The organism is Cobetia sp. AM6 (assembly GCF_009617955.1).
GTDB classification, from domain to species: Bacteria; Pseudomonadota; Gammaproteobacteria; order Pseudomonadales; family Halomonadaceae; genus Cobetia; species Cobetia amphilecti.
In genome coordinates, this window is record NZ_AP021868.1 from 2,238,019 (window position 1) to 2,264,934 (window position 26,916).

Annotated in this window: 20 protein-coding genes; 16 read left to right on the top strand and 4 right to left on the bottom strand. The window is 61.0% G+C overall.

What is annotated here, in order from left to right:
• Position 1 precedes the first annotated feature (1 nt).
• The 6 genes from CLAM6_RS09505 to CLAM6_RS09530 all read left to right on the top strand — a co-directional run bounded on the left by CLAM6_RS09505 (position 2) and on the right by CLAM6_RS09530 (position 7,421).
• Entirely contained in the window at positions 2-595 is a 594-nt protein-coding gene (locus CLAM6_RS09505; RefSeq protein WP_225346708.1) for a TRAP transporter small permease, read from the top strand.
• On the top strand, positions 592-1,881 hold the full coding sequence (locus CLAM6_RS09510; protein ID WP_054556959.1) for a TRAP transporter large permease: 1,290 nt from the start codon (positions 592-594) through the stop codon (positions 1,879-1,881). Before CLAM6_RS09505 ends, CLAM6_RS09510 begins: the two co-directional genes overlap by 4 nt.
• Before the next feature lie 3 nt (positions 1,882-1,884).
• Positions 1,885-2,688, top strand: a complete 804-nt coding sequence (locus tag CLAM6_RS09515) for an aldolase/citrate lyase family protein (RefSeq protein ID WP_153635877.1) — start codon at positions 1,885-1,887, stop codon at positions 2,686-2,688.
• Between the two features lie 122 nt (positions 2,689-2,810).
• Positions 2,811-4,544: a thiamine pyrophosphate-binding protein gene (locus CLAM6_RS09520; RefSeq protein ID WP_153635878.1), complete on the top strand. Its 1,734-nt coding sequence runs from the start codon at positions 2,811-2,813 to the stop codon at positions 4,542-4,544.
• 1 nt (position 4,545) lies between these two features.
• A complete protein-coding gene (locus CLAM6_RS09525) occupies positions 4,546-5,898 on the top strand; it encodes a Zn-dependent hydrolase (RefSeq protein ID WP_153635879.1) in 1,353 nt (450 codons plus the stop codon).
• Positions 5,895-7,421 (top strand): aldehyde dehydrogenase, encoded by a 1,527-nt coding sequence (locus CLAM6_RS09530; protein ID WP_153635880.1) that lies wholly within the window; start codon positions 5,895-5,897, stop codon positions 7,419-7,421. The genes CLAM6_RS09525 and CLAM6_RS09530 overlap by 4 nt, the downstream gene beginning before the upstream one ends.
• A 137-nt stretch (positions 7,422-7,558) precedes the next feature.
• Here CLAM6_RS09530 and CLAM6_RS09535 read toward each other — a convergent pair whose 3' ends face one another.
• Entirely contained in the window at positions 7,559-8,578 is a 1,020-nt protein-coding gene (locus CLAM6_RS09535) for a LysR family transcriptional regulator (protein WP_153635881.1), read from the bottom strand.
• Positions 8,579-8,764: 186 nt separating this feature from the next.
• Here CLAM6_RS09535 and CLAM6_RS09540 point away from each other — a divergent pair, with 186 nt between their 5' ends.
• The 5 genes from CLAM6_RS09540 (at position 8,765) to CLAM6_RS09560 (ending at position 14,278) form a co-directional block, all read left to right on the top strand.
• Entirely contained in the window at positions 8,765-10,192 is a 1,428-nt protein-coding gene (locus tag CLAM6_RS09540; RefSeq protein ID WP_153635882.1) for a sodium:solute symporter family protein, read from the top strand.
• 562 nt (positions 10,193-10,754) lie between these two features.
• Positions 10,755-11,744 (top strand): TRAP transporter substrate-binding protein DctP, encoded by a 990-nt coding sequence (gene dctP, locus CLAM6_RS09545; protein ID WP_172978676.1) that lies wholly within the window; start codon positions 10,755-10,757, stop codon positions 11,742-11,744.
• A gap of 10 nt (positions 11,745-11,754) precedes the next feature.
• A complete protein-coding gene (locus CLAM6_RS09550; RefSeq protein ID WP_153635884.1) occupies positions 11,755-12,279 on the top strand; it encodes a TRAP transporter small permease in 525 nt (174 codons plus the stop codon).
• Positions 12,280-12,282: 3 nt separating this feature from the next.
• The gene (locus CLAM6_RS09555) at positions 12,283-13,587 is read left to right on the top strand and encodes a TRAP transporter large permease (protein ID WP_153635885.1); all 1,305 of its coding nucleotides are present in this window, start codon (positions 12,283-12,285) and stop codon (positions 13,585-13,587) included.
• Positions 13,588-13,609: 22 nt separating this feature from the next.
• Entirely contained in the window at positions 13,610-14,278 is a 669-nt protein-coding gene (locus CLAM6_RS09560) for an RraA family protein (protein WP_153635886.1), read from the top strand.
• 159 nt (positions 14,279-14,437) lie between these two features.
• Here CLAM6_RS09560 and CLAM6_RS09565 read toward each other — a convergent pair whose 3' ends face one another.
• The gene (locus CLAM6_RS09565) at positions 14,438-14,941 is read right to left on the bottom strand and encodes an OsmC family protein (protein WP_153635887.1); all 504 of its coding nucleotides are present in this window, start codon (positions 14,939-14,941) and stop codon (positions 14,438-14,440) included.
• A gap of 157 nt (positions 14,942-15,098) precedes the next feature.
• Here CLAM6_RS09565 and CLAM6_RS09570 point away from each other — a divergent pair, with 157 nt between their 5' ends.
• Entirely contained in the window at positions 15,099-16,190 is a 1,092-nt protein-coding gene (locus CLAM6_RS09570) for a hypothetical protein (RefSeq protein ID WP_153635888.1), read from the top strand.
• 151 nt (positions 16,191-16,341) lie between these two features.
• On the opposite strand, the gene CLAM6_RS09575 is transcribed toward CLAM6_RS09570, so the two are convergent.
• Positions 16,342-18,678: a sigma factor-like helix-turn-helix DNA-binding protein gene (locus CLAM6_RS09575; RefSeq protein ID WP_153635889.1), complete on the bottom strand. Its 2,337-nt coding sequence runs from the start codon at positions 18,676-18,678 to the stop codon at positions 16,342-16,344.
• A gap of 137 nt (positions 18,679-18,815) precedes the next feature.
• Positions 18,816-20,468, bottom strand: a complete 1,653-nt coding sequence (locus CLAM6_RS09580; RefSeq protein ID WP_242007812.1) for a sigma-54 interaction domain-containing protein — start codon at positions 20,466-20,468, stop codon at positions 18,816-18,818.
• Positions 20,469-20,879: 411 nt separating this feature from the next.
• Here CLAM6_RS09580 and speB point away from each other — a divergent pair, with 411 nt between their 5' ends.
• The 4 genes from speB (at position 20,880) to CLAM6_RS09600 (ending at position 26,779) form a co-directional block, all read left to right on the top strand.
• A complete protein-coding gene (gene speB / locus CLAM6_RS09585) occupies positions 20,880-21,830 on the top strand; it encodes an agmatinase (protein WP_153635890.1) in 951 nt (316 codons plus the stop codon).
• A 310-nt stretch (positions 21,831-22,140) separates the two neighbouring features.
• Positions 22,141-23,457, top strand: coding sequence for a YjiH family protein (locus CLAM6_RS09590; protein ID WP_153635891.1), 1,317 nt, complete (start codon positions 22,141-22,143; stop codon positions 23,455-23,457).
• A gap of 123 nt (positions 23,458-23,580) precedes the next feature.
• On the top strand, positions 23,581-25,233 hold the full coding sequence (locus CLAM6_RS09595) for a 5-guanidino-2-oxopentanoate decarboxylase (RefSeq protein ID WP_153635892.1): 1,653 nt from the start codon (positions 23,581-23,583) through the stop codon (positions 25,231-25,233).
• A gap of 88 nt (positions 25,234-25,321) precedes the next feature.
• Positions 25,322-26,779: an aldehyde dehydrogenase family protein gene (locus CLAM6_RS09600; RefSeq protein WP_441303525.1), complete on the top strand. Its 1,458-nt coding sequence runs from the start codon at positions 25,322-25,324 to the stop codon at positions 26,777-26,779.
• Positions 26,780-26,916 lie beyond the last annotated feature (137 nt).

Sequence of the window (26,916 nt, forward strand, 5' to 3'; positions counted from 1 at the left end):
GATGTCTTCCGCCACTCCCTCCGTCAAGCCGCTGGCCGTGTTGTGTGCCGTGCGTACCCTGATGATCACCCTCTCACGTTGGAGCTGCCGGGGCTGTCTGGCCCTGGCTGCCAGCGGAGTCGCCGCGCTGTCGGCACTGGTGATCTGGACCGTCTTCATGCGCTGGGTCATGGGTCAGCCGCCGCACTGGGCAGAAGAGTTGCCGCAGCTGGTACTGGTATGGACCACCCTGCTGGCCGCGGTGTCCTGCACCCGCAACCGCACGCATCTGAGTGCGGGCCTGCTGCCGCTGCTGGTGCGCTCGGTGCGTATCCAGCGCATCACCTGCCGCATCACTGACGTCATGATCCTGATCATGCTGATGATGCTGGCCAAGGCAGGCATGGACCTGACCGCCATCACCATGCGTCAGACCACCACTGCGCTGCAGATTCCGGCCGGTATCGTCTATCTGTCCGTGCCGCTGTGCTGCACCGCAATGGCCCTGATCCAGCTTGAGCATCTGTTGAGCCCTTCGGCCATCGCAGCCGAGATTCACGAGACAGATACCACTGCGTCTGACAACGCTTCATCTCGCCAAGGAGATGCCCCATGACACTCGGCGCCCTGGCTCTGCTCGGCGTCTTCGCGCTCGGCATCCTCATCGACATTCCCATCGCCTTCGCGCTGTTGATGTCGGCCCTCTTCTACCTGCTGGCCTTTGGTGCCGCGCCCATGATGGTCTCCGCGCAGCAGTTCGTGGCCGGAATGGAAAGCTTCACCCTGCTGGCGATCCCGCTGTTCGTGCTCGCCGCCCAGTTGATGAACCGCGCCGGGCTGACCGAACGCCTGGTACGCCTGTGCATGGCGATGGTCGGTGACATCCGCGGCGGCTTGGCAGTGGTCGCGGTTCTTGCCTGCATGATGTTCGGCGCGCTGTCCGGCTCCGGCGTGGCGGACGTGATCGCCATCGGCAGCATGCTGCTGCCCACCATGGCCCGCAACGGCTATGACAAGGGCTTCAGCAGTGCGCTGGTCGGTACCGCCAGCTCCATCGGCACCGTGATTCCGCCCAGCATCGTGATGATCGTCTACGGCACCACCTCCAATACCTCGGTGGGCCAGCTGTTCATGGGCGGCATCATCCCCGGCCTGATGCTGACCGTCGCGCTGGTCGGCGTCGCCCTCTACATGTCACGCAAGCATGGCTGGTCGGGCGGTGTCGCGGCCCGTGTGCCCGGCGAGCGACGCCGCGCCCTGCTCAGTGCCATGCCGGCACTGATGGTACCGGTGATGATCATCGGCGGTATCCGCTTCGGGGTCTTCACGCCCACCGAAGCCGCCGCCTCCGCGATTCTCTACGCCATCATCATCGGCACCTGTGTCTATCGCAGCCTGACCTGGCGCGGCTTCCTGGACAGTGTCCGCGCAACCGCCGAGACCACCGGCGCCATCCTGCTGATCATCGGTGCGGCCGGCATGTTCGCCTGGGGCCTGACCTACGAGCAGGTGCCGCAGGCCATCGCCCAGCTGATCGGCGAATTCACCGACAGCCGCATCAGCGTCCTGCTGCTGCTGACCGCCGTGCTGCTGGTACTGGGGTCCTTCATGGAAAGCGTGGCAATCATCATCATCGTGACGCCCATCGTGATGCCGCTGCTGGCGCAATACGGCATCAGCCCGGTGCACTTCGGGGTACTGCTGACCGTCAATCTGGCCATCGGCGCCAATACGCCGCCGCTGGGGATCGACCTGATGGCCGCCTGTCGCATCGCGGGCATCAACGTCAGCGACTCGCTGCGCCCGCTGGGCCTGATGCTGGGCGCGATGCTGACCGTGCTGATGCTGATCACCTTCATTCCGGAACTCGTGCTGTTCCTGCCCAACCTGATGGAGGGCTGAGTGATGACCACCGCCATGGACCACAAGCTTCCCCAGCGCTGGCTGTTCGTGCCGGGTGACGACGACGCCCGTCTGCAGGCCGCCCTCACCAGCGGCGCCGATGCCATCGTGGTCGATCTCGAAGAGTTCACCCCGGCCGCCGGACGCAAGCTTGCCATCAGTCGCTTCGCCGACTTCGCCAGACGCGCCCGTGCCCTGAAGGTGTGGCCGGCCGTGCGCCTCAACCTGCTGGAGCACGGCGGTCGCGAAGAGCTGGCAGAGCTGATCAGCACCACCCTGGGCGATCCCACCGGGACTCCCGCCGCCATCTTCCTGCCCGCCGTCGGGCAACGCGCCCAGCTGGCCGCGCTGGATGACGCCCTCGCCGAGCAGGAAGCCCTGCATGACCTGCCACGGGGCAGCCTGAAGAGCGTCGCGACGCTGGAAAGCCAGGCCGGACTGCTGGCCGCCGAGGAACTGCTCGCCGCGGGCGATGACACGCCACGCCTGCTGGGAGCGCTGATCGGTACCGGGGATCTGGCCACGGATCTGGGCCTGATGCCCGACCAGCCCGCCGCCACCATCACCGAGACGCTCAAGCCGTGGCGTCAGCGGCTGGCGAGAGCCTGCAAGACCCATCGCCGGCTGGCCATCGATGGCCCGTGGCGCTGGAAGCACGGGCTGGGTACCGACCAGCACTGGGCCAATCAGCAGGGGCTGCAGGCGCGTTGCGTCATCTACCCCGAACAGCTCGAGGCGCTTTACGACCTCATGCCCGCTCGCGGCGCTGACCCGATGCCCGTCGACAGCACCGCGCCTCAGACCTGAGCCGCTGCCCTGCTGAGCGCCGCACCGAATTCATTACCGCGTCAAAACTACCGACGTCTCAACACCGATTTCTCAACATCCGAATTCTCAACATTCGAATTCTCAACAACGAGAGCACTCCCATGACTCAGGCCGCGAACACTTCCTCCGCTTCCACTCTGCCGCTGCGCAATGGCGGGCAGATTCTCGTCGATCAGATCCGTCTGCACGGTACCAAGCGTGTCTTCTTGGTGCCGGGCGAAAGCTACCTGCCGTGCATCGATGCACTCAATGAGCACAAGGGCTCCATCGAGCCCATCGTCTGCCGCCAGGAAAGTGGCGCAGGCTACATGGCCGAAGCCTACGGCAAGCTGACCAACGAGCCGGGCGTGTGCTTCGTCACCCGTGGCCCGGGCGCCACCAACGCCTCCATCGCCGTGCACACCGCCTATCAGGATTCCACGCCGATGATCCTGTTCATCGGTCAGGTCGGGGGCGACTTCATCGAGCGCGAAGCCTTCCAGGAAATCGATTACCGCCGCATGTTCGGCGAGATGACCAAGTGGGTCGCGCAGATCGACGACACCTCGCGCATTCCGGAATACATCGCGCGTGCCTATCAGGTGGCACGCAGCGGCCGTCCGGGCCCGGTGGTGCTGGCACTGCCCGAAGACACCCTGTGGGGCGAAGCCCAGGTCGCGGACGTCAAGCCGCACCCGCGTCTGGCCACCTACCCGGGTCAGCCGCAGCTCGATGAGCTCAAGCGCCTGCTCGCGACTGCCGAGCGCCCCTTCCTGCTGGTCGGTGGCAGCGGCTGGACCCGCGATGCCCAGGTCGCGCTGGAAGGCTTCGCCGAGCGCTTCGATATCCCCACCGGTGTCGCCTGGCGCCGTCTGGAGTGCGTCGATGCCGAACTGCCGCAATTCGCCGGTCACGTCGGCATGGGCATGCATGATGCGCTGCGTCAGCAGCTGGTCGAGAGTGACCTGGTGATCGCCGTCGGCACCCGTATCGGCGAAGCCACCAGCGAAGGCTACAGCTGGATCCAGTCGCCGGTGCCGACCCAGAAGCTGGTGCACATCTACGCAGACCCGGAAGAGCTGGGCCGCGTCTATCAGCCGACGCTGGCCATCAATACCGACGTCAACGGCTTTGCACTGGCGCTCTCCACCCTGTCCCCGGATAGCGCGCCGCGCTGGTCCGGCATTACCCGCGAGGCGCGCGCCGCCTATCTAGCCACGCTGGAAGAGCAGCCGTCGCCGGGCCCGCTGAGCCTGGACAAGGTCAGTCTGACCGTCGACCGCATTCTCGATGGCAAGGGCTGCATCAGCGTCGGCGCCGGCAACTACGCGCTCTACGCCCACCGCTATGTGCGCTTCCGTGGCCTGGGCAGCTCGCTGGCCCCGACCGTCGGTTCCATGGGTTACGGCCTGCCCGCCGCCATTTCCAGCAAGCTGGAGTTCCCGGAACGCCCCGCTGTCTGCTACGCCGGTGATGGCTGCTTCCAGATGAACCTGCAGGAACTTGGTGTGGCGCTGCAGTACCGCCTCGGCGTCGTGGTGCTGGTGTTCAACAACGGCATGTGGGGCACCATCCGCGCCCACCAGGAAAATGACTTCCCGGGCCGCGAGATCGCGCTGACCTTCACCAACCCGGACTTCGCCGCCCTGGTCACCGCCTACGGCGGCCTGGGTCAGGTGGTGGAGAAGGACGAGGACTTCGAGGAAAGCTTCACGCGCGCGCTGGAATTTGCCGACCGCGAGCGTCTGCCGGCCCTGATCGAGCTGCGCTATGACCCGGACGGCATCGCCCCGGGCAAGCTGCTCAGCGGCATCCGTGAAGACGCCCTGACACGCAACGACAAGGGAGGTATCTGACATGAGCACATCCACAACTCAAGCGACTCAAGACGTGCTGGACTCCCTCGCCCTGCGCGTCGATGGCAAGCGCCTGTGGGACGCGCTGATGACATTGGCCGAGATCGGCGCGACGCCCAAGGGCGGCAACTGCCGCCTGGCACTCACCGAAGAAGACCGCGCCGGCCGCGAGCTGGTCACCGGCTGGCTCGAGGCCGCAGGCCTCACGCTGCGCGTCGACGAGATCGGCAACATCTTCGCCCGTCGCCCGGGCCGCAATGACAGCCTGCCGCCGGTCGCCACCGGCAGCCACATCGACACCCAGCCCACCGGCGGCAAGTTCGACGGCTGCTTCGGCGTGCTGGCTGGCCTGGAAGTCATGCGCGTGCTGGATGAGCACGGCATCGAGACCGAAGCCCCGCTGGAAGTGGTGATCTGGACCAACGAGGAAGGCAGCCGCTTCGTGCCGGTGATGATGGGGTCCGGGGTGCATGCGGGCCTGATTCCGCTCGAGAAGGCACTGGCCGCCACCGACCGCGACGGCGACAGCGTTGCCGCGTCACTGGCGCGCACCGGCTATGCCGGCGACGTGCCGGTGGGCAGCCACGATTTCGGCGCCTATTTCGAGGCGCATATCGAGCAGGGCCCGGTGCTGGAGCAGGAAGAGATCACCATCGGTGCCGTCACCGGCTCGCTGGGTCTGCACTGGTTCGACGTGGTGGTCAGCGGTCAGGAAGCCCACGCCGGCCCGACACCGATGCCCTACCGCCGCGATGCGCTCAAGACCGCCTGCGCGCTGGTCAGCGACATCCTGACGCTGGCCGATGCCTATCAGCCCAACGGTCGCGTCACCTGTGGCGAATTCAATGTGCATCCCAACTCGCGCAACGTGATTCCGGGCCAGGTGCGCTTCAGCGTCGACCTGCGCCACCTGGAGCCGGCGGTGCTCGCCGAGATGCACGACCAGCTCAAGGCGCTGTGCCTCAAGCATCACACCGCCAACCAGAGCGACAGGCAGCGGGTCGATGTCGAACTGATCGAGGTCCAGCACATTCCACCGACGCCCTTCGCGCCGGAACTGGTCGAGATGGTGCGCAGCGCCAGCCAGGAGCTGGAACTCAGCTTCCGCGACATGGAAACCGGCGCCGGTCACGACGCCGTGCAGATCGCCGGTATCAATCCGGTGGCGATGATCTTCGTACCCTGCGAAGACGGCATCAGCCACAACGAGAGCGAGAACGCCGAGCCTGCCGATCTCGAAGCCGGTGCCAACGTGCTGCTGCTGGCGATGCTCAAGCGTGCCGGTGTCGTCAGCACCAGCTCTGGCAATGACGAAGCCAATGCGCCCCACAACACCGTGGAGAACGCCCAATGAGCGCAACCACTGCAACCTCCGTTCCGCTGACGCATGCCGACTGGCAGCTGCGCGCCGCCGCGCTGACCTTCGAGACGCGTGCCTTCATCGACGGTGCTTATGTGGAAAGCACCGGCTGCGACACCTTCCCGGCGTATAACCCGGCCACCGGTGAAGTGCTGGCGCATGTCACCGCCTGCACCGAGCAGGACATCGACCGCGCCGTGATGGCCGCGCGTCGCGCCTTCGACTCCGGTGTCTGGTCACGTCAGTCCCCCCAGGCCCGCAAGGCCGTGCTGCAGCGCTTTTCCCAGCTGATCAGCGACAATGCCGAAGAACTGGCCCTGCTGCAGACGCTGGAAATGGGCAAGCCGATCGGCGACAGCCTGGGCTTCGATCTGGCGGAAACCGCGCGCTCGGTGGCCTGGTACGCCGAGGCCATCGACAAGCATTACGACGAGATCGCGCCTACCGGCGAGAACGTGCACGCCACCATTACCCGTGAAGCGCTGGGCGTGGTCGCGGCGGTGGTGCCGTGGAACTTCCCGCTGATGATCGCCTCCTGGAAGTTCGCGCCGGCGCTGGCGCTGGGCAACAGCGTGGTGCTCAAGCCGGCCGAAGCCTCAAGCCTGAGTGCGCTGCGTCTGGCGGCGCTGGCCGATGAAGCCGGCATTCCGGCGGGCGTGTTCAACGTCACGCCAGGCCTGGGCGCGGTAGCGGGTCAGGCGCTTGGCCTGCACATGGAAGTCGATGCGCTGGCCTTCACCGGCTCCACCGCGACCGGCAAGCGCTTCATGCGCTACGCCAGCGACTCCAACCTCAAGCGTGTGTGGCTGGAGTGTGGCGGCAAGTCGCCGCATATCGTGTTCGCCGATTGCCCGGACCTGGACCAGGCCGCTCGCGCCGCCGCCGATGCCATCTTCATCAATCAGGGCGAAGTCTGCATCGCCGGTTCACGCCTGTACGTCGATGAGGCCATCTTCGATGACTTCATGCCGCGCCTGATCGCCTGCGCCCGTGCCATGCCGGCCGGTGACCCGCTCGACCCGGCCACGCGCATGGGCGCACTGGTCAGTGCGGACCACCACGAGAAGGTGCTCGGCTTCGTCGAGACGGCGCTATCGGAAGGCATGACGCTGCACCAGGGCGGCCGTGCCATCGCCCCCGGCGACGCCACCTCCGGCGGCTGGTATCTGGAGCCGACCATCGTGGAAGGCGGCCAGAACAGCACCGTGATGCGCGAGGAAATCTTCGGCCCGGTGCTGGGCGTGACCCGCTTCAGCGGCGAGGAAGAGGCCATCGAACTGGCCAATGATTCCATCTATGGCCTGGGCGCTGGGCTGTGGACGCGGGATCTGGCACGTGCCCATCGTGTCTCGCGGCGTTTGAAGGCGGGGCTGGTGTGGGTCAACTGCTACGCCGATGGCGATATCAGCGTGCCCTTCGGTGGCGTCAAGCAGTCCGGATTCGGGCGTGACAAGTCACTGCACGCGCTGGACAAGTACTCCGACCTGAAGACCACCTGGATCAATCTGGCCTATTGAGCCGTCGGTCGGCCCTCGAGGGTCGCCCCCGAAGCGCCGCTGCCACCCGGACTGTCTGGTGACAGCGGCGCGGGCCATTCAGAACGCGCTGCAGGACGGGCTCCAGCACAACGTCTTGAACTTGTCTCAAAGGTGACTCAAGTGGCGGGCGTATCACCACCCGGCGCACCGTCACTGGCCAGCACGGCATTCGTGTCCGGCAGTTGCATTTCGAGACCACGATGCAAGCGTTCTTCCAGCGGCACCTTGGCCAGCGCGTTGTGCAGGAAGTCGACAAAGGTGGATTCGGCGGCACTGAAACGCGCTTCACGATGCCACATCAGGTGCAGATCGATATCGGCCACGCCCCCATAGGGTGGCAAGGGCCAGAGCTGCCCTTCGTCGATCTCGCGCCGCACGGTGTGTTCCGGCATGCAGCCGATTCCCCAGCCGGCCAGCACCATGCGGCGGATTTCCTGCAGGCTGCTGGATTGACCGATCACCGGGCCCTGCAAGCCCTCGCGGGCGCGGAACATCGCCAGCGGTGACAGCACGCCATCGAGCTGCTCACTGCCAAAGGAGACATAACGCTCATTGCGCAGCGCCTCCAGCGGCAGATTCTGCTGACCGAACAACGGATGCATGCGACCACAGAAATAGCGGTAGCTCTGGCGCGCCAGCACCTGAGACATCAGCTGCTCGGGCGTCTGCTGGGCCAGACAGATACCCAAGGCCCCCTGGCGCTGCAGCAGACCCTGCTGCACCTCGTGACTGGACATTTCCTGGATCGAGAAAGTGACCTGGGGGAAACAGCGATGAAAGCGCGCGAACACGCTATCAAGGAATCGGCATTCGATGCCGGTGATGAACAGGAGCGAGACATGCCCGGAAATCTCCGTATGACTGTTGCCCACCTCAGAGGCGAGACGCGCCACGTTGGCGTAGATCTCCACCGCCTCGCGATAGACCACCTGCCCCGCCCCCGTCACGCGAAAGCTGTGACTGTCCCGTTCGATCAGACGCTGCCCCAGGCGCTCTTCCAGGCGCTTGAGTGACAGACTCACCGCTGGCTGTGACAGGTAGAGACGCGCCGCGGCCCGACTGACACTTTCCTCCTGGACGATGACGATGAATGTTCTCAGCAGGTTCCAGTCCAGCGTGTCATGTATGGGTCGCATGGTGATTGTTCCTGTCCCGAAAGTGGCGCGACCGGCAAGAGCGCAATGAAACGCACTCTCGCCGACACCCAGATAGCAATAAAGTCAGCACCGCGTCACCGACGTCTGCCCTCGAGTGATATATTCCCTCTCACTCAAGACAGCAATGACGATCAATACAAAATCAATAAAGCGGAAAACACGACGATGTTCGATACCAGAGAAACCTTCATTCTCTCGATCATGATCATAGCATGTGGCGTATTTCTGATGGGGCTTTCGCTCTATTTCTTCCGCCACATCAAGACCTATGATGATTACAATGTCGCAGGCCGTTCCACCTCGACCTTCCCGCTGATCTGTACACTGATCGGTACCGCCGTCGGCGGTTCTACCCTGCTGGGCTTCGTCTCCAAGGGTTACACCTTCGGCATGGGCCAGCTGTGGCTGCCGGTGGGCATGACCTTCGCGGGCATCGCGCTGTACTTCTTCATCGGCAGGATCCACGCCGAAGGCGAGCGCCTCAACATGGTGACACTGGCCGACTTCCTGGTCAGTCGCTTTGGCGAAGGCGTCAGGGTGCCGACCCTGCTCAGTATCCTGTGTGCCTACGCGGCCATCACCGGCATGCAGTTCGTGGCCGTGGCCACGGTGCTCAAGCTGGTGTTCGGCCTGGCACTGCCGGTGGGCATCCTGCTGACCTGGGCACTGCTGACCGCCAAGACATGGCTGGGCGGCCTGATGGCGGTCATCTGGTCAGATGCCATCCTGGGCACCCTGCAGACCCTGGGCATCTTCTTCCTGCTGGTCACCGTCTACTACGCCAGCGGCAGCTGGGAGTCCATCAGCGCGGCACCCATGCCCGAAGGCAACCCTGACTTCCTGAGCCTGACCGGCATTTCGGGTCATGAACTGGCAGTCTACATGCTGACCATCGGCGCCTATCAGTTCGTGCGCCAGGACCTGTGGCAGCGCTTCTGGGCCGCACGCAGCCTCAAGGCGGCACGCACCGGCTACGCCGTCGCCATCGTCTTCACGCTGCTGGTCGGCGCTGCCGTGGTCCTGATCGGCGCCTTTGCGAAACTGGGCCTGGATATCGCGGTGGCCAATTCGGACCTGTCCTTCTACGCCATCATCAAAGCGACACTCCCGCTGCCATTGATGGTCAGCATGGTCGTGGTGCTGCTGGCGACCATCATCTCATGCGCCGATTCGTTCTTCATCGCCGGCGCGTCCTCGATTGCCAACGACATCATCAAGCCGCGCATGAAGGGCCGCGATGATGCCTTCATGCTGCGCATGAGCCGCCACTCGGTGGTCTCCATGTCCTTGATTTCACTGGGCCTGGCACTCTATGCACCGCGTCTGCTCGATATCTGGATTCTCGGCAGCGCAATGCTGGTCTGCGGTGTGCTGGTGCCGACGGTGGTCGCACTGTGCCGTCGCACGCCAGACCCGCGTGGCGGGGTGATCATGATGTGGGGCGGGCTGGCCACCGCCGTGCTCTGGCAGGTGCTGGGCCATCCCTTCGGCCTGCACCCGGTGATGATCGGCCTGCCGGTCTCGCTGGCGCTGATGCCGCTGGCGCTGCGCAAGCCGAGCCTGACTCTCTCGACCGAGTCCGCGGCGCGCTGACTGGCCATGCTGACTCACTAACCTGCCTGGCCAGGATAACGGTTGCACTCAGTGCGTGTCAGACAGTGATGTAATACCCGAGAGCCCCCGTTGCCGAGACTCACAAGAGGTCATCGGCAACGGGGGCTTTCCTGTGTTCAGCTTCATTCACTCGATGATTTATGCCCGCCATTCTACTGACTATCTTCTTGACCAGCTTGCTGAGCGAGCAGATGGCTTCAGGAAGATTTTCGCGATCGACTGCCCACCATCCTTGCGACGACTTGCCTGCCTTTTCTGCCATCAATCGGCCTATTCCCCATCACAATCCCCGCATGTTGTCATGGCACAATACACACATATTTTCTTACATAAATCTGGCAAATACTGCGTATTGAAATTTGAAAGCCCAAAAGGCTGATGATTCGTTGACCGCGAAGGGAGGGCCTCATAGATTGAAGGCGTACCATCACAACAAGAAGCAGGGACAGGTACCGCATGCATCTCCCGGACGCAGCATCATGGTCACGAGAAGTCCCGCATGCACTGCCCCGCTCACAATAACGATAACGTGGATACTGTCATGAAAACCCTCAAGCCCGCTCTTCTGCTCCCGCTGCTCGCACTCCTCCCGGCCACCCAGTCCATGGCCACCGAATTGCGCATGCTGTCCAGTTACGACCAGACCACTGCCTACTCCCGCGAGATTGCCCAACGCTTCATCAAGGAAGTCGAAGCCAACAAGGCCGCCGACCTCACCATCAAGCTGACCGGCCCGGATGTGGTGCCGCCCTTCGAGCAGCTGCAGCCTGTCGCGGCCGGTGTCTTCCAGCTGCTGTATACCCATGCTGCTTACCACACCAACACCACCGGCGTCGGCGCCGCGATGGATGGCGTGGCGGTGAATCCGGAACAGACACGTGAATCCGGCCTGTGGGACATGGTCGATGAGCACTACAACGGCCTGGGCCTCAAGCTGATCGCGATTCCGCCGCTGGGCAGCCACGGCTTCCAGTACGTGCTGAAGGAGCCGATCACCGGGACGCCGGGCCTGGATGGCCGCCGTCTGCGCGGCAGCCCCACCTACACCAACGTCACCAAGGGCCTGGGCGGTACGCCGGTGCTGATGTCCAGTGGCGATGTCTATTCCGCCATGGACCGTGGCGTGATCGACGGCGCGGCCTGGGGCCTGAATGGCGTCAAGGACATGGGCTGGCAGGAAGTCGCCGGCTACTACTCCAAGCCGACCTTCGGTCAGACCTACAACTTCGTGCTGATGAATCTCAACGCCTTCAACTCCCTGTCGCCGGAACAGCAGCAAGTGCTGCTCGACGAAGGCCGCGAGCTGGAGACCGAGATCATCCCGATCCTGGATGAACTGGCCATCGAAGAGTGGAAGGCGCTGGACGAAGCCGGCATGCAGGCCACCGAATTCGCGCCGGAAGACGCCGAGCGTCTGGATGCCCTCGTTACGGACGGCATCTGGCAGCTGGGCATCGACAAGACCCCGGACACGGTGACCGCCATGCGTGAACTGGCGATCGAGAAGAACCTGACCACCGTCAGCGAGTAAGGAATCCACCATGCTAACCCTGCTTGCACGTGTGCATGACGGCGTGACGCGAGCAGGCTTCCTTCTGGGCGGTGTCACCTTGTGTGGCATCGTCCTGTGCTTCTGGCTGGAAGTCATCGCGCGCTACTTCTTCAACTCGCCCACCCTGTGGTCCGGCGCGATGGTGGCTTATCTGCTATGCCTCTCGATTTCGCTGGCGACGCCGGAACTGGCACGCACCCATGGCCATATCGCCATCACCGTATTGCCGGAGCGCCTCGGCCCTACCGCGCGCGCTTTCTATGATCGTCTCCTCGCCCTGGTGACCGGCGCCGTCTGCGCCGTGGCCGGTTGGATCTGCGTGCAGGAAAGCCTGCGTCAGTTCCAGTATCACACCACCACCGCCATGGGCCTCGATATTCCCAAGGTCTGGGTCTCCAGCTTCATCGCCTACGCGATGATCAGCGCCGCCCTGTACTTCCTGCGCCACGCCTTTAGCCGCTCGACTAGCCGCGCGACGCCTTCGGCGACCGCCGACACCAGAAAAGGACCCTGAGTCATGGAATGGTATACCTCTCTGGGCCTGGCCATCGCCTTGCTGATGGGCCTGTTCGCCCTCGGCATTCCCGTCTTCGCCGCCTTCTTGACCATCAACGTGCTCGGCACGCTGTGGTTGATGGGCACTGCCGGTTTCGGCATGTTCGCCAACAGTGTCTACGACAGCATGACCTCGGAGACACTGACCACCATCGCGCTGTTCGTGCTGATGGGGGAGCTGCTGTTCCGCTCCGGCTCCATCGATGTGATCTTCGACTCGCTGGATGCCCTGATGGGCCGCATGAAGGGGCGCCTCTATTTCTTCGTCGTCGCCCTCTCGACGCTGTTCGGTGCCCTGTCCGGCTCGGCGCTGGCCGTGACCGCCATGCTCAGCCGCTCGGCGCTGCCGACCATGCAGGAGCGCGGCTATGACGACAGGCTGTCCATCGGCCTGATCCTGGGTGGCGCGAGTCTCGCACCAATCATCCCGCCAAGCCTCTTGGTGATCATCATCGGCTCGATGGTCGATGTCTCCATCGCACGCCTTTTGATCGCGGGCATCCTGCCCGGCATTCTGCTGGCCGCGCTGTTCATCCTCTATGTGAAGGTGCGCATCACGATGGACCCCCGCCGCGCGCCGCCCGTCGATGAAAGCGGGGGAGGCACGGCCCGGGAAAAGCGCCGTGCCGTGATCAACATGCTGCCGTTCACCATCATCATCTTCGCCGTGCTGGGCCTGATTCTGCTCGGCATCGCCACGCCGTCCGAATCCGCCGCCACCGGCGTGCTGGGCTCGCTGGTGGTCGCGGCTTACTATCGCAAGTTCTCGTTCAAGATGGCCGGCGAGGCGGTGATGTCGTCGCTCAAGGTCAGCACCATGATCATCCTGATCCTGGCGTGTTCGAAGCTGTTCTCGCAGCTGTTGAGCTTCACCGGCGCCACCAGCGGTCTGGTGAGCAGCGTGACCGGGCTGGATCTCGATCCGGTGTGGATGCTGCTTATCCTGATGCTGATTCCGCTGATCGCCTGCATGTTCATCGACCAGATCGCCTTCATGATGGTGGTGATTCCCATCTACGCGCCGCTGGTCAAGCTGTATGGCTTTGATCCGGTATGGTTCTGGACGCTGTTTTTGATCAACATCTCGGTGGGCAGTCTGACCCCGCCCTTCGGCTACAACCTGTTCGCGGTGAAAGGCGCCGCCCCCGCGACGCCAATGCAGACCATCTACGCCGCCGCCTGGCCGATCGTCATCTGCTTCCTGTTCGCGATGCTGATGCTCTACTGGGCCCCGTGGCTGACGACCTTCCTGCCCAGCCTGATCTGACCGACCACGACGAGAGACTTTCATGTACCAACTCAATGACATGCCAGCGCAGGTCGCGCCTGAACGGCTGGAACAGCTCAAGCAGTGCGAGACGGCCACCATCGGCCACTTCCACACCCGGGGCTTCGTCGATCCGGCGATTGCCAGCATGCTGCCCGAGGTGCGCATCGCCGGTACCGCCATCACTGTCTCGCTGCCGCCGGAAGATGGCACCCTGCTCAACCATCTGATGCGTCTGGTGCGCCCGGGCGATGTGCTGATCGTGCATCGACAGGGCGATCGCCACCGCGCCTGCTGGGGCGGCGTGATGACCACGGTCGCCTCGCGCCTCGGCGTGGCCGGTGTGGTGATCGACGGCATGGCCACCGATGCGCTGACCATTCGCGACAAGCAGTTCCCGGTCTGGAGTCGCGGCGTCGCGTCACTGACCACGCGCTTCGCCGGAATCGGCGGCGCACTCAACGTGCCGGTCAGCATCGGCGGCGTGGTCGTCAATCCGGGCGATGCCATCCTTGCCGATGAAAGTGGCGTCATCGTCATGGCGCCCGAGGAAGTCTCGGCCATCGCCAGCCACGCCATCGAGGTGCAAGAAGCCGAAGACGTGCTGCTGGCGAAGATTGCCGACGGCGCCTGCCTGCCAGACCTCACTGGTTCCAGCAAACTGATCGAGGAAGTGAACGCACGGTGTTGATCCCCTCGCTTGATGCCCTTGCGAGACGCTGTTTCTTTAGAGAGATGCTGAAAGCAAAAAAGGCCACCAGATCGCTCTGGTGGCCTTTTGGGTTCTGACACGGTCTGTAAGACACGGTCAGTCCGACACGGTTGTAGGACACGGGCTGAGGGCTGCCCATCACTGATGGGTGATCACCGCCTCGCAGCTGACCGGAAAATTCAGTGAATTGGCGATGAAGCACAGCGCATGCGCCCGGTGGTGCAGCTCATGGGCGAGCGCGATATCGTCACCGGCGGCCAGCGTGATCTCGGGGCGCAGCACGATGGAGGTGAAACGTCCCGCCTCGCCCTCGTTCTCTGCCTGACTATTGCCAACAGCGGGCGTGCCTTCCTGCATCGTGCCCTCGGCGTGGTCGTGATAGCTCATGACACGAATGCCGGCCTCGGCACACAGGTGCAGATACCAGAGCTTGTGGCAGGCCGAGACGGAGGCCACCAGCATGTCTTCGGGGTTCCAGCGGGAAGCGTCGCCCCGAAAAGCGGGGTCGGCGGAGCCTTCCAGGCTCGGCTTGCCACTGACACGGGCCACGAAATCACGCTCATAGGCGGTGTAATGGCGGGTGCCATCACCGCGATTGCCGGTCCACTCAAGTTCAACCGAATACTGGTGTCGTCTGGACATCGTTGTCTGCTGCTCTCTGAAGGGAAACCGCGTGCGCGGCATGACGCGCAGTCTGATACTTCTGCCTGATTAGGCATCTGAACATCATCAGCACGCGAGAAGTCATCGTAGGCGGATGATAGGATTGAATCGATCGCACTCTGACAGGATGTCACGCATGGCGTTTGCCGTAACACGCTCCCTTGGGGCAATTCCCGGGCTGGCCGCCGCCGCCCTGACGCTCGGACTGGGCCTGAGCTTGTGCCTCATCACCCCCGGCGCCTCGGCACGCGCCGAAGCCGCACAGTTTCGCCCCACGCCCAAGGTCATCAATACGCTGAGCAGTACCTACGGCTTCGTCATCGCCCAGGACATCACCCTGTCACGCATCGCCGAGGAGTATCCCGGCCTCGCGCCGGATGCAGAGCTTGCCTCCGCCTATTTCGACAATGCCTTCCCGAACATCACCCATCGCCTGGCGGACAACCTCGCCACCTTGATGGGGCGGGAGCACGCACGCGAAGTGCTGGATGGCATCCGCCGTCAGATAAAGACGCAACTGGATTCGCAACTGACCACCGACAAGCTGACCAGCGACTTCGCGGCCCGCTTCATCGAGGCCATTCATCTGCGCGCCCAGGGGGAATACCTGCCCTCGCCGTTCAAGGAATTTCTGCTGGCGACCAAGTATCAGATCGAGCCGGTGTACGAGCTGTACGACGGCTATTTCCAGCAGTTCCACACCAAGGGCCATCCCAAGTCACTGGGCATCAGTCTTGCGCTGCACCTGCCCGCCTCGTGGTCTGCCGCCGAGGGACGCCTGCCGCATATCGTGCAGAAATGGCAGAGTCAGGCGGGTACCGGCACCGACATGATCATCCTCGAAATCTATGACCTGCATGGCGAGACTGTCAGCGACGCGCAGCTCAAGGTGATGGCCGCCACGGACCAACTGGCGCAATGGGCGCCCATCAACAGCCAGATGCTCGACTCCGGCCTGACCCGAGTGGATCACCGTCAGGTCTACTGGTTCGATATCGCCATGACACAGCGACACCAGGGCATGCCCATCACCTCGCAGACCCGCGAATACGGTCTCTTCCTCGACGACAAGCTGATCCGCCTGCACTGCACCAGCTACCACCCCACCGCCGACGGCACCACCTACGCCAAAGCCAAGACAGACCTCGCCGTCGATGACGGCTTCAGCGAGATCAAGCCGTTGTGTGAGGGGGTAATGGGGAGTTTGGTGGTGATGGAAGGAAGCTGAATTTATAAGCCTTTATAAAAAAGCACAATATAAACAACTATAACAATCATACAGAGACGTATGGATTATCATTAAACAGCACTCCCACCAACAGCCAACCTACAAATCAAGTATGCACGCCCAAAAATTTAATAAAGATTAAACAATAAACTTAAACCACATTTTCACTTTGTTTTTTTAGTTCAAAAAAACAAATATACTTTACAAAAAGTTCCGCCAGATAATGCGCCCTATCAAATAACTTTTTCTTTTCATGTATATCTAAAACCTCACCATGAGCTCGGTTATTCCTCTCCTCGCGCAATGTATTGAGGTGATAACCTTTGGTCACCACCCTTAATTTTACTGCGCAAGTTATCATACTAACCAGATTATTAAGCTCCTTTGAACTGACTTGGGAGGGATCCTTTTCTCTTCTTATATTCAAATAATCCCTCAAAGAGTTTTCAAATATCAAGCCTAGCTCGCCTAGTGCAATGTCAACGTTAGAGATTGTTAAATGACCGAGTGGCCTAGCTAACTTATTCTTAACTTCATCATTTGCTCCATATTGCGAAGGGTCTATTTTAATACTTATATCAGGCTCGTAGTGTTTATATACGGCGTAATGCTTCCCATTATCAGAGTATTGCTCTATGGAATCCATCTTTTCTAAATACTGATAAAATGTTGGCCTAAGGCAACTCACATTCGATATAACCATGTGATACAAATCACCTTTTAGTATTGGCTCATTAGGCCTTGCATAAAGAATAGATTTAACTTCATTTTGAACGAGATCTTTTAACAAAACCTTTTTAGTTTCTACATTTTTTATTAACTCATCAAGTAAACTTAGGTCTGGGCAAAACACCTCCTTACCACGGCCAGACTCTCGATCTCTAAGCTCAATAGCTTCTAACGATCTTAACTTTTGGCGTGCACTCACTTCGGAGCAACCTAAAGACTTAGCCACAATAGAGATGAGTGTAGCAAAAGGCTGAGGATTTTCTATTTGCAGCCCCTCCTTTACTGCTAGTGCAAAATCATGACTAGAAATTGATTTTAGCCGCTTAACTTTTGGTGATGGCTTAATGCGCCAAGAATTTAGAGCAAATAACCTACGACCTACCCTAGCAAACTTAGAGTCATCATTTAAATAAGTAACCACGGATTTTTCAGAAGCATAAGGGCGTATTTCTTTCAACTCACTAAGAATATCTGCATATTCCATTGGCTTGCCAGTACGATGGAGGATTCTTTCTAATGCCTGAACTATTGTTATATTTTCAATATCTGAACTGGATGATAGACCCCAAAAGCCACTTTTACCTACAGGTATGAATCTATCATCGGCTGTTAGCTGATTAGTCACATTGGTTTCGGATACTGGTGCGTACGCTTTATCATTTGTGCTACTAAGTAAATTAATTTCTCTACATAGCTTGGAATAATGCATAGGCTGCTTGACTGAATCCAACACTCTAAAAGCCTTATCAGCAGCGCTTCTCAAATAAGAAATTTTAACTCTTACAATATCGCTTACTTTTTCAAATTCTAGCACCGATTGCAATGCAACTTCTAAGCTATCATTCTCGATAGATTTGTTGACTCTTTTCTTAGAAAACTTTTTCGCTAATATTATTACATCAAACGTAGATAACCCCTCAGTATAATCAAACACGGAATTGAGTGCCATAAACATCAACTCAATCTCTTCCTTAGAATAATTATCTTGTGAGCACCAAGAGTCTTTGATAGTGCCTCTGAACCCCGGCACTGCTGTAGGTACTTTACGGTAACCTAAAACCTCCAATAACAAAGACAGATATGAAACATCCAAACTTGAGCCAAAATTTCGACTCAATGTAGATTTCACAACCTCTTCAGATATTATTGGAGAGTACTCTGAAATCTCACTCTCGAACGCATTGAAGTTATCAACAAGCTTTTCGCAAATTTTCCATTTCTTGGGCTGGATCTCGCCTTTCAAAATTCCCTTTAGCTCTTTTATACCTTTAGCCTCAACTTGACGAATTCTTTCCCTAGTGACATCGTAAAAAGTACCAATCTCCTCTAAAGTGTATTGTTTAGAATCCATCAAACCAAATCTCTTAACCAAGATGTCAAGCATCCTATTGTCACTATTTTTTATTCCTTTTTCTGAATAAAGAGTAACAAGAGCAGGAAAGCATTCAACTATATTACCATCACTGGCAGCAAAAAATGTCTCTCTAGGATCATTCAAACTTTTAACTAGCTCTAGCGAAAGACTATTAATCTTCTCTACAAATTCTTTAGAAGCAAGAGCTGATTCATTGACTGTCTTAGGGCCTACTCCTGACTCACTTGCCAATTCATACAGAATAAAACGAATTGCATCATAAGAATTTTCAATATTTTTAGACAAGACCAAGTTTAATGCACGCTTAGGTAGTCCAATTACACGAGGCTCAACCAAATATGCCTTATCACGATTTAATTCCAATTCATTTATTAAAGCTTCCATGCCCCACCCCCTTAACACAAATAGCCACTATAAACTATAGCAGAACAATAACATCAAATATATATTTCGCAATTGCAATACTTATCCAACAAGCTATACATAGCCAGCAAGTTTAATATACATTATTTTTACCAGCCTTATCTGTTCATCTTCTTGATTTTTCTCACCACCGACGGCTGACTGATCCCTGCCCTCTTGGCTATCGCATAGGTACTGGGCAGCTCCGCCGCCATCTCGTGTAACCATTGTGCTTCGATACGTGCCAGGCCTTCCTTGAGGGTTTCGTTAGGGCCAAGTTTGGGGACTGGCATAGCTACCGCCCCCTCAGCGGCAGGCGCTGAGAGGGATTTGTCACTATGTAAGGTATCGGCAGTGGGAAAACTATCATTAACGCCTATTTCATTGGATTTTTCATTACTGAAGCCAAATGAATTGCCTAGTCCATTAGCGTTATTCGTGGAACAAGTGTTGAGCAGTGTTTTTACTGAGTCGCTGTCGATGACATCACTGGGGGCGCTGAGCCAGGCGCGTTCCAGCCAGTTTTCCAGTTCGCGGATATTGCCGAGCCAGTCCTGGCGCATGAGGATGGGCCATAACGAGGCGTCGAGGAGTTTGCGGCGACCATGACGTTGATTGAGGCGAGAGAGGTGTTGCTCGATCAGGGCGGGAATGTCTTCGCGGCGTTCGCGTAGCGGTGGCAGGCTGACGGGGAGCACATTGATGCGGTAGTAGAGGTCGAGGCGGAACTGTCCCTGCTCCACGCGGGCGGCGAGGTCTTGATTGGTGGCGACGACCAGCCGAAAGTCGGCGCGGCGGGTGGTGGTGTCGCCCAGGCGGGTGATTATTCCGTCCTGAATCACCTTGAGCAGCTTGGTCTGGGTGGCCAGCGGCAGCTCACCGATTTCATCGAGGAACAGGGTGCCGCCTTCGGCCTGCTCCATCAGGCCCGCCTTGCCACGGTTACCCGCGCCGGTGAAGGCACCGGCCTGATAACCGAACATCTCGGACTCGAACAGGCTTTCGGGAATGGCGCCGCAGTTCACCTCGATGAAGGGGCCGTCGGCGCGTTGGCTCCAGCGATGCAGTTGATGGGCGAAGGCCGTCTTGCCGACCCCGGATTCGCCCAGCATCAATACCGTGGCGTTGGTGGGCGCGACCCGCTTGAGCAGCAGCGCTATCTCCCGCATCACGGGGCTTCTGACCTGCAGCTCGCCCAATTCCAGCGCGGCGTCTTCGCATTCCGCCTGCTCGCGCGCGGCCTGCTCGCACAGAGCACGCCCCTGCTGCGCGTCATGGGTGGTCTGCTCAGCAACTGAGCGCGCACTCCCCACCGTCCCCCAGTCACTCTCGTCCGCACTCGCCCCGCCCAGCTCACTGCTCCGCGAGTTGCGGCGCAGGTGATCCGTGAAACGCTGCTGGAGCACAGCATATTCCTGCTGCAACAGCTGGATATCGGTGAGGTCCATCGAGCGGCTGACCACGCACTCAAGCTTGCCCGCGACGAATACCGGATGCGCCTGCGCCACCACTCGCCGCCCGGTGGCGGTGAGCTGCATCATCTGCAGCGCGCGCCCCGTACGCAGCACCTCCAGGCTGATCGATGGCTTGAGCACGCCACTGGCTTCCAGGTCATGCACGTTGGCGGCACACAGCTCCTCGCGGGTCATGCCATAGACCGCCGCGGCGCCGGGGCTGACATCCAGCACCTGGCCATCGGCATTGACCACGAAGTAGTGATCGTGAGCGGTGTCGATGATGGTCTTGAGAATCTGACGGTCGAGCTCTGACATGGCGGGTACCTCATGGTCGAGCCTGTGAATCGGGCGGGGCTTTCTGTGCTTCTTTTCGCAGGTCTTTCTCGCAGCTCTTTCTAACAGCTCTTTCCAGCAGGTCTTTCTCGCACTGCGCTGAAGACAGTCTCGATGATGCCTGAATGTGATCCACAAATGAATCAGTGATCCATTTTTGAATCATCAATGCCGCACTGGTGATCCACAAATGAATCACCCAGCAACCTCCGCCAAATAAAACTCAATAAAATCAATTGACTAAAAATTGGCATGGTTACTGCAATGCTGGAGTATGCGCCAAGGAGGATCGCCGGCTTTCATCACACCGTCCGGTCGGGCGATAAAGCGAACAAACACAATACCCCGCTCGCCGTCAGCGTATCGCGAGCAACTCAAGACCTGGAGAGACAGATGAGCGAGTTCAATCAGCCGCTGGGCGGCAACGACATGCCACGTTTCGGCGGCCCGGCCACCATGATGCGCCTGCCGGCTCAGGAAACCGCGGAAGGCCTGGATGCCGCCTTCATCGGCATTCCGCTGGACATCGGTACCTCCAACCGTCCGGGCGCGCGTCTCGGCCCGCGTCAGATCCGTGATGAATCGCGCATGCTGCGCCCCTACAACATGGCCACCCGCGCCGCGCCCTTCGACAGCCTGCAGGTGGCGGACATCGGCGATGTGCCGATCAACACCTTCCACCTGCCCAAGAGCATGGACATCATCGAGCAGTTCTACGATGAAGTGCTCAGTCACGACTGCGTGCCGCTGACACTGGGCGGCGATCACACCGTCACCCTGCCGGTGCTGCGCGCCATCGCCAAGAAGCATGGCCCGGTCGGCCTGATCCACATCGATGCCCACGCCGACGTCAACGACCACATGTTCGGCGAGCCCATCGCCCACGGCACGCCGATTCGTCGCGCCCAGGAAGAAGGCCTGCTCGACAGCCAGCGCGTGGTGCAGATCGGCCTGCGTGGCACCGGCTACTCCGCCGATGACTTCGACTGGTGCCGTCAGCAGGGCTTCCGTGTCGAGACCGCCGAGATGTGCTGGTTCAAGTCACTCGCGCCGTTGATGGCCGAAGTGCGCGACATGATGGGCGATCGCCCGGTGTACATCACCTTCGACATCGACGGACTGGACCCCTCCGTCGCCCCCGGTACCGGCACCGTGGAAGCCGGCGGCCTGACCATGCCCCAGGGCATGGAAATCGTACGCGGCGCGCGTGGCCTCAACATCGTCGGCGGTGACCTGATGGAAGTCTCCCCGCCCTACGACACCAGCGGCAACACCGCGCTGATGGGCGCGACCCTGCTCTACGAGATGCTCTGTGTACTGCCGGGCGTGCAACAGCGCGACTGATCCACGAACGACCCACGAATGACCTGCTGTCCTGCTGCACCCGCGCCGGGGGCCCGTCCCGCCCTCGGCGCACACAGAATCACCCGACACGATACGGCATGATGCATCACACGATGCACGGCTAGAGCCTGACCATTACAACAAGATCTAGGTGACCCGAATGACAACCAGCATCGACCCGACGGCGGATCACACGCCGTCCCGCTCCAGCCCAAGCGCCGATTCACCTTCAGACAAGGTGCACAAGGGTGAGAAGGCTCAGAAAGAGCTCATCGCCACCCGTCCCGTTCCGCTCACGACTCATGGAGTCATGAAATTCCTGCTGCCGTCATTGCTCGGCGTCAGCTTCTTCCTGGTGCCCTTCAGCACGGGTGACACCATCAATATCGGCATGGGCCTGATGGCCGATTGGCTCAAGGCGACGCTGGGCGGCGCACTACCCGCCATCGCCGTCGCGGTGCTGTGCCTTTCCGTACTGCTGACCGGCTTCGTCAAGCTCGCCAAACCGGCCTGGGCACGTCAGGGCGCGGCACACGAGCTGTTCGATGTCTCGCCGGTATGGTTTGGCATGCGTGCCCTCGGCGCCATCTTCGCGCTGATGACCTACTTCCAGTGGGGCCCCACTCAAGTGACGGCGGCCTTCACCGGCGGCGTGATGCTCAATGATCTCGCGCCGGTACTGCTGACCTTCTTCTTCTTCGCGGCCATTCTGCTGCCGCTGCTGGTCGACTTCGGCTTCATGGAATTCATCGGCAGCCTGGTACGCCGTCCGTTCCGTGCCATCTTCAATCTGCCCGGGCGCAGCGCCATCGATGCCACCGCCTCATGGATGGGCTCCGGCACCGTCGGCGTGCTGATCACCACCCAGCAGTACGAGCAGGGCTTCTACAGCAAGCGTGAAGCGGCGGTGATCGCCACCAACTTCTCGGTGGTCTCGATCGCCTTCGCATTGCTGGTCACCAGCTTCATGAACATCAACCACCTGTTCGTGCCCTTCTACCTGACCGTGGTCATCGCGGGCCTGATCGCCGCCGTCATCGTGCCGCGTCTGCCGCCGCTGTCACGCAAGCGCGATGACTACCACGAGCCGGTCGGCTGCCAGATCAGTGAAGAGAATCAGAGCGGCTGTGGCGTGCTGCGCTACTCACTCGGCATGGCCGTCGCGCGCGCCGAGCATGCGCCGGGCCCGCTCAAGCTGGTGAAATCGGCCTGCTTCAACGTGGCGGACATCTTCCTCGGTCTGCTGCCGGTGGTGATCGCCATCGGTACCGTGGCGCTGATGCTGGCCGAGTTCACGCCGGTGTTCACCTGGCTGTCCTACCCGATGATTCCGCTGCTGGAACTGCTGCAGATTCCCCACGCAGCAGAGGCAGCCCCGGCGACGCTGGTCGGATTTGCCGACATGTTCCTGCCGGCGGTACTGGCCAAGGACATCGACAGCGAACTGACCCGCTTCGTGATCGCCTGCCTGTCACTGACCCAGTTGATCTACATGTCCGAGATCGGTGCCCTGCTGCTCAAGTCGAAGATTCCGCTCAAGCTGTGGGAACTGGTGGCCATCTTCGTGCTGCGTACACTGATCACCCTGCCGATCATCGCTGGTATCGCCCATCTGTTCGTGTTCTGAGCCATCGATTGAACTGCTAGTTGAGCGACGACTCGCACTCGACTGACACCGCTTCGCGACCGACTCCTTTTCCTCATGACTTCAGGGAGCGCCACGGCGCTCCCGTCTGCCGGATAGACTGCCATGACCTGTGCTGAACTCCTGATCCGATTGCTGCGTGACACCTACGGCGTCGACACCGTCTTCGGTATTCCCGGCGTACATACCGTCGAGCTCTACCGTGGCCTGGAACCGGATGCCGATCCCGCCGCGAGCAGCATTCGCCACGTCACCCCGCGCCATGAACAAGGCGCTGGCTTCATGGCCGATGGCTATGCCCGCAGTACCGGCAAGCCCGGGGTGTGCTTCATCATCACCGGCCCGGGGATGACCAACATCACCACCGCGATGGGGCAGGCGCTGGCCGACTCCATTCCGATGCTGGTGATCTCCAGCGTCAATCGCACCGACACCCTCGGCCGTGGCCAGGGGCGTCTGCATGAGCTGCCCAGCCAGCAGCAGCTGGTGTCGGGCGTAGCGCGCTTCAGCCACACGCTGCTCGACACGTCCGCACTGCCGGAAGTGCTGGCCCGCGCCTTCGCGCTGTTCGAGGGCGCCCGCCCGGGACCGGTGCATATCGAGATTCCCATCGATCTGTTCAATGCCGAGGTGGCACTGCCTGCCGGTCGCACCACCCATGACGTCACGCGCCCGCGCATCGGCCGTCTGGCGCCGGACCCGGCCCTGCTCGAGGAAGCCGTGAGCCTGCTGCAGGGCGCCGAGCGCCCGCTGGTGCTGCTGGGCGGTGGCTGTGTCGCCGCACCCGCAGCGGCCCGCCAGTTGGTGGAGGCACTCGATGCCCCCACCGTCACCACCATCAATGCCAAGGGCCTGCTGGGCAGCGCTCACCCACTGGATCTCGGCGCCAATGCCGCGCTGCCTGCGGTACGCAAACTGGCGTGCGACGCCGATGTGGTGCTGGCGATCGGCACCGAACTTGGCGAGACCGACTACGACGTGGTGTTCGATGATGGCTTCGTCATCGGTGGCCAGCTGATCCGCATCGATATCGACCCCGAACAACTGGCGCGCAACCAGCAGGCGACACTCGCCATCGTCGCCGACGCCGGCTTGGCGCTGGAGACCCTCGCCGACCGGCTGACCGGCCTCGAGAGCAACCCGAAAGGCAAGACACCCGGCGCGCAGATCACCGCCGCCACGCTTGACGCCCTCGCGCTGCCGACTGACCCGGCCTTCGCGCCCTACGTGCCGCTGTTCGATACCCTCCAGCAAGTGCTGCCGGAGGCGATCTGGGTCGGCGATTCCTGTGCGACGGTCTACGCTGCCAATCACCTGCTCAGTCAGCCGGCGCCGCGCCGCTACTTCAATGCCTCCACCGGCTACGGCACGCTCGGCTACGGCCTGCCTGCCGCGATGGGCGCCACCTTGGGCCGCCCGGACCTGCCGGTGATCGCGCTGGTCGGCGATGGCGGCATCATGTTCACGCTGTCCGAACTCGCCTGCGCGGTGGAAGAACAGCTGCCGGTGGTGATCGTGCTGTGGCACAACCAGGGCTATGAAGAGATTCGCCGCTTCATGGACAACGCCGGCGTCACGTGCCTGGGCGTCGACATCAAGGCCCCCGACTTCCAGCTGCTCGCCCAGGGCTTTGGCTGCGCCGCCGTCGCGATCGATTCCTCCCGTGAGCTGGCGACTGCGATCAGCGAGCGCGACACAAGCGCCCCGCTGCTGGTGGAAATTGATGCGGCGGGATGGCAGCGCTCAATCGCAGAGTGAGTCCGGCTCGCCACATCGCTCCACTACCTTGCACAATGCCCGCCTGTGACCCTGAGGTGGCAGGCGGCAGGAAACTCACATGTCAGGAATGTCCATGCACAAGCTCGATCATCAGTTCATCAACAATGCGTGGGTCAAGTCCCACGGCGAGCGTCGCCTGGCGGTCACCAACCCCTTCGAGGAAACCGTCATCGCCGAGGTGACGGCCGGCGATGCACGCGATGTGGAGGCTGCGGTCGCGGTTGCCGCCGATGCCTTCGAGGGCTGGCAGGCACTGAGCGGCGCCGAGCGTGCGGTCTATCTGGAGGCCTTCGCCGAGGGGCTGACGTCACGTCGGGAAGCGCTGGTGGAGATGTCGTGTCGCAACAACGGCAAGATTCGCGCCGAGGCCGAGATCGATCTCGATGACGCCATCGGCTGCTACCGCTACTACGCCGCCCAGGCACGCGCGCTGGATGCGCGTCAGGGCGCGGAGGTCACGCATGATGTCGAGGGCTATGCCGCGCACACCTATCACGAGCCGGCAGGCGTGGTGGGACTGATCACGCCGTGGAACTTCCCGCTGGTCACCAGCGCCTGGAAGGTCGCGCCGGCGCTGGCCGCGGGTTGCACCCTGGTGATCAAGCCATCTGAAGTGACACCACTGCCGGAACAGGTGATGGCCGAGATCGCGCTGGAAGCCGGACTGCCGGCGGGCGTGTTCAACCTGCTGCACGGCGATGGCGAGGGCATCGGGGCGCCGCTGACCCGTCATCCGCGCATCGACAAGATTTCCTTCACCGGCAGCAATGTGGTCGGTGAGAAGGTCATGCAGGCCGCGGCCTGCGGCACGCGCGGCGTCTCCCTTGAGCTTGGCGGTAAGTCGCCGATCATCGTGCTCGACGATGCCGACATAGAGGAAGCCGCCGACTGGGTGATGGCGGGTATCTACTTCAACGCCGGCCAGATCTGCTCCGCCACCTCGCGCCTGCTGGTGCATGAGGCCATCGCCGATGAGCTGCACGCCGCACTGGCCAGCCGCATCCATGCGCTGGTGCTGGGTGACCCGCTGGACGCCGCGACCCAGATGGGCCCGATGACCAGCGCCCGCCAGCGCGATACCGTGCTGAGCTATCTGAACGTGGCGCGCGAGGAAGGCCTGACGGCGCTGCGCGATGGCACCCACCGCAGCCTGCCGAACAAGGGCTACTTCGTGGCGCCGACGCTTTTCATCGATGTGCCGGTGACTAGCCGTCTGTGGCGCGAGGAGATCTTCGGGCCGGTGCTGTGCTCGCGCCGCGTCGTCGATGAGGCCGAGGCGATTCGCCTCGCCAATGACTGTGATTTCGGCCTGGTGGCCACGGTGGTCAGCGGTGATGCCAGACGCGCCCAGCAGCTCGGCCGTCGTCTGCGCGCCGGGGTGGTGTGGTACAACAGCGAGCAGTTGCCGCTGGTACAGGCCAGCTGGGGTGGCTTCAAGCGCAGCGGCATCGGCCGTGAGCTGGGGCCCTGGGGCATGGCGGGCTACCTGGAGGTCAAGCACATCATCGGACCAGTGCTTGACTGAACGTATTGGCTGAGTGCCTTGTGTTCAGATGACAAGACGCCCCGCCTCGGCAATCACCGAGACGGGGCGTTTTTCTTCAAGGCTCTTGCTTCAAGGCTCTTGCTCAGAGCTCCTCTTCTTCACGGCTCTCCGTTGAA